The organism is Longimicrobium sp. (genome assembly GCF_036554565.1).
Taxonomy (GTDB): domain Bacteria; phylum Gemmatimonadota; class Gemmatimonadetes; order Longimicrobiales; family Longimicrobiaceae; genus Longimicrobium.
The window spans coordinates 1-3,876 of sequence record NZ_DATBNB010000792.1; the positions used below are offsets into that span (position 1 = coordinate 1).

Sequence of the window (3,876 nt, forward strand, 5' to 3'; positions counted from 1 at the left end):
CGAGCAATATTGACGGCGCTGCTGTGTGCTCTGGGGTGCAGGCGCGCACCGCAAGGCGACCGTACACGTGCGCTTCGGCTTCATCGCCGCTCTCCAGCGCGAGCCGGAACACCGCGTGTGCCGTGACCGCGCCAATCTCCCGCAAGCTCTGGCGGCGCGTTGTCCGATAGGCAAGCCGGTACAGAGCGCGGGCGCGATCCAAGCGGCCGGCGCGGTGATTTAGCTCGCCGAGCACGCGAGCCGCCTCCGCGTACACGTCCCACTGGGCTGACCGGCGGGCGAGCGCGACCGCGCGCCTGACCCACGATTCCGCGCGGTGCTGCTGTCCGGCGGCCAACGCCAGGCGCCCGGTTTCGAGCGCCGGCGCAGGATCGTCGGCCGAGCAGAGCGCCCCCGCCTGTGCGAAGTAGACGGCCGTACCGTGCATCTCGTGTTCCGCGGCCCAGCGTGCGACCATGCGGCAACACCAGGTGAGAATCGCCGCATCGGCTTTCTCCGGCACGGCGAGTTGCCCCGCGAGGGCATCGACTGCCGAGGCAACGTCGTCGGACAGATCGATGTTCAGAAGGCGGCTCGACCGGCGGTTCGGTGCTTCCGGGCTGAACAGGCCAGCCCGCTGCATGGACGGCGTCCCCGCCCACAGCACCACGTCGCGCCCGATCCGCCAGAGCAGGATCCCAAGGTCGTCGGCCACTTCCTTGAGGATGCGATCTCCCTCCAGGTGCTCGTCGGGATCACGCGTGAGCGCCGTGTCGATGCACCACCGGCGGCTCTCACCTCGCAGGGACCTGCGCGCGACTCCCCCTGCACCTCGCTTCTCCATCGCCATCATCCGTTCTCCTTAGCATCAACGAAAGAGCACATCGTCAACGGAACGTGCGCATGATGTCCGGAATCGCGAAACCGGCGTGGATGGCGAGCGAGAACCCCGTCGCGCATGGCGCGCGAAATAACCCGTAGTGGCTGGCGGGAAGAGTGCGGCAACGGTATCGTGCTTGGTGAATATGACGTGAGCGACTGCTGGCCCCCCGTCGACGAGGTATGAACGTGAGATTCAGCCGCGCATCCCTGATCGGCATCGCCCTGGCGGGTGTTCTCGCCTTTGCCGGATGCCAGGGCTCCCCCACCTCCACCGTTCGACAGGGCAAAGCCCCGGCGAGCTTGAACGGCCTGGGCTATGGCTCGGGCAACGCTGTCGACACGACAACGGCCGCGGTTTCCGGAGAAACCACGGCCGTATCCGACAGCACGGGGGATGGATCGAGGAGCGGCCTGGGCTACGGCTCAGGGCACTAAGCTGCCCAGTGATTCCGGCGCGGGTGACGCTTGCGCCCGCGCCGGCTGTTGGGGCGCCAGTGCACCAGCCGCGCGGTGAGAGCAGTGGTAATGGACCGGCGCAGGCCGGCGTCTTCCTCCTCCGCGGGCGCGGCCGGCACATGCCTGTCCGCGATCTCCGCGGCGAGCTGGTCCGCGTAGCCCACGAGCGCAACGTCGCCCGCCTCCGTCGCCAGCGCGCGAGAAGCTTCGATCAGCTGCTCCGCTTCCTCCCAAGCTCCCTCGGCGCGGCACGCCTCGGCCATGTGGTACAGCGCCGCGGGCGCATCCTGAGGATACGTCTTGATCAACTCACGGACGGCGCGCCGCACGTTCCGGGAGTCGTCCCGCCGGCCCACGCCCGCATACGCGCGCGACAGCAGGCTCATGCCGATCACCTGCTGCGCGGGTGCTTCGATGAGGGTGAGGAAGCGCTGCAGGATGGGAAGCGCTTCGGCGTACATCCGCTGCGCCAGAAGCAGGAACGCGAAGTCGGCCGCGAGATACGGAAAGCGCGGATCGGTAACGGGATAGAGTGTCACCGCGCGCGCCGCCGCGACCTCCGCCTGCCGATACTCCCGGCGCTCGGTCAGCATCAGCATGAGGTCGTGCTGGGCGTGGCTGGCCAGCCAGGTGCTGCCGCTGCGCCGCGCTTCGTTGCTGGCGGTGTTCAGGTGCCGCCGCGCCGCCTTGTATCTACCCCGCGCCAGGGCCAGGGCCGCCATGCCAATGTGCGCCGAGACGTACTCGTCGGCGTTCTTCTGCCGGCGTGCGTACCGTGCCGCTCGGCCGTAGTAGAGTTCCGCGTTCGTCCACTCACCCAATCTGCGGTGTGTCAGTCCCGCAACGTTCGCCGCCTGCGGGCTTTCCGGCGCGATGCGCGTCGCGGCGGCCGCGAACTGCGCAGCCGTCACGCCGTACCCGTGTTCGTTCGCCCAATCCGCAACCGTGATGCAGGCGTCTTGCAGCTGCTCGGGCGTGACGCTAGCGGGAGCGTCCGATAACTCGTGGAACACCGCGACGACAGATTCCACCGGTCCGGCCGCGTCGAGTGCTTCGGCCCTGCGGTTGCGAACGCGATCCGTGCTGACCGGGTGGAACAACTCCGTCGTGTCGCCATGCCCTGAGTCCACCCAGTCGCGCAGGTGACGCAGATACAGCCACAGTTCAACCGCGAGTGCTGGCTCCGGCACCTCGCTGAGGACGACGGATTCCCGTCGCGGCCAGACCGGCAGCGGCGGGATCACCCTCGGTTTGGCTTTGTGCCCCTTGTCCGCGCCCATGCGGCGTGCCTCGTGGAATCGCCCGGAGTGAACTTCCTCCATAGATACGACCGGAGTACGGAACGCGCCATAGTGTGCGCCAGCGTTTTCCGCGCGCATCCAAGGCCTGGCACAACGAAGCGGCGCGGCCCCGCCTAGGAGCCGCGCCGCTTACTTAAAGCTCACCTGCCTACGCGGCGAGCCGCCGCACCACCTCCACCGCGCCTCGCTTGTACACCGTCACGCACACCAGCTTCCCCTCCGGATCGATCACCATCCAGTAGCGGCTCCCGTCGTACTTCGCGATCACGAATCCGCTCTGCTTCAGGTCCGCGGGTGGGGCTGCGGGCAATCTGGGCATCGTGCACCTCCAGTGGGCTTGACCCTCGGCGCCCGGCAGGGCTACTCTTGGTGAGCGGGCGGCCTTCGGGTCAGTTCGCGATGTGAAGGCTGTCGGGGTCTCTTGGCGGGGATACCGGCAGCCTTGCTTTTCGCCCTGCTGTCTATATTATAATCGACAGAGCACGGATTGTCAACGTTAACATCGACAGCCCGATGGACTTCAAAACTGCGACGGATCGGGTCGGCGGCTGCATCACGCATGCTGAAATCGCGGAAGCCGCCGGCGTGTCGATCCAAACGGTGAGGCAGGCGCGGATGAATCCGACCTCCTCAAGCTTCCGGAACCCGCCTGCGGGGTGGGAGACGGTTCTCGCCCGCTTAGCTCTGCGACGCGCCCGGGAGCTTCAGTTGTTCGCGCATTCACTCGCGCCGGGTGAACCTCGAGATGCGGAGACGTAGCTCGGAACGGAGTGCAGACGGAGTATATGCCGGAGTCACTTCGGTCAGGGTCTCGCGAGCCATTCACCATTGCCGAAAGCAATCGACGGATGTTCGAATCAGAGAGATCGCTCGTCGCCCAGTTTGTTGACTGTTTGCAAACGGGAGATGCGCCGTGGGGGGCTGTGCGAGTCGGGGAGCAATTCCTTCATCGAAGTGGGCGGACTGATGTTGTAGTTGTTACGGATAACGGTGAGATCATTGCGATTGAAGCCAAACTAACACGGTGGCGGGATGCCTTACACCAAGCGTACCGAAACACTTGCTTCGCGCACAATTCGTATGTACTTCTTCCAGAACGATCAGCAACGCTCGCGAAGCAGTATGCGGAAGAATTCGCTCGTCGGATGGTTGGGCTGTGTTCTCTTATCGAAAACCGCGTGGAGGTTCTCCTTGAAGCCCCACGGACAGTTCCGCTGCAGCCGTGGCTCACGGAACGCGTTCTTGCCTACATCGAAGC

2 protein-coding genes and 1 pseudogene are annotated in these 3,876 nt (G+C 65.8%); all 3 read right to left on the reverse strand.

Translation table 11 applies throughout. The features are described 5' to 3' along the window. Positions 1-832: pseudogene (locus VIB55_RS22275) on the reverse strand (hypothetical protein); the annotation flags it as partial. A 460-nt stretch (positions 833-1,292) separates the two neighbouring features. Next, a complete protein-coding gene (locus VIB55_RS22280) occupies positions 1,293-2,597 on the reverse strand; it encodes a hypothetical protein (protein WP_331878879.1) in 1,305 nt (434 codons plus the stop codon). A 169-nt stretch (positions 2,598-2,766) separates the two neighbouring features. Beyond that, positions 2,767-2,937 carry a hypothetical protein gene (locus tag VIB55_RS22285; RefSeq protein ID WP_331878880.1) on the reverse strand — a complete coding sequence of 57 codons (171 nt, stop codon included), beginning with the start codon at positions 2,935-2,937 and terminating at the stop codon, positions 2,767-2,769. Between the last annotated feature and the right edge of the window lie 939 nt (positions 2,938-3,876).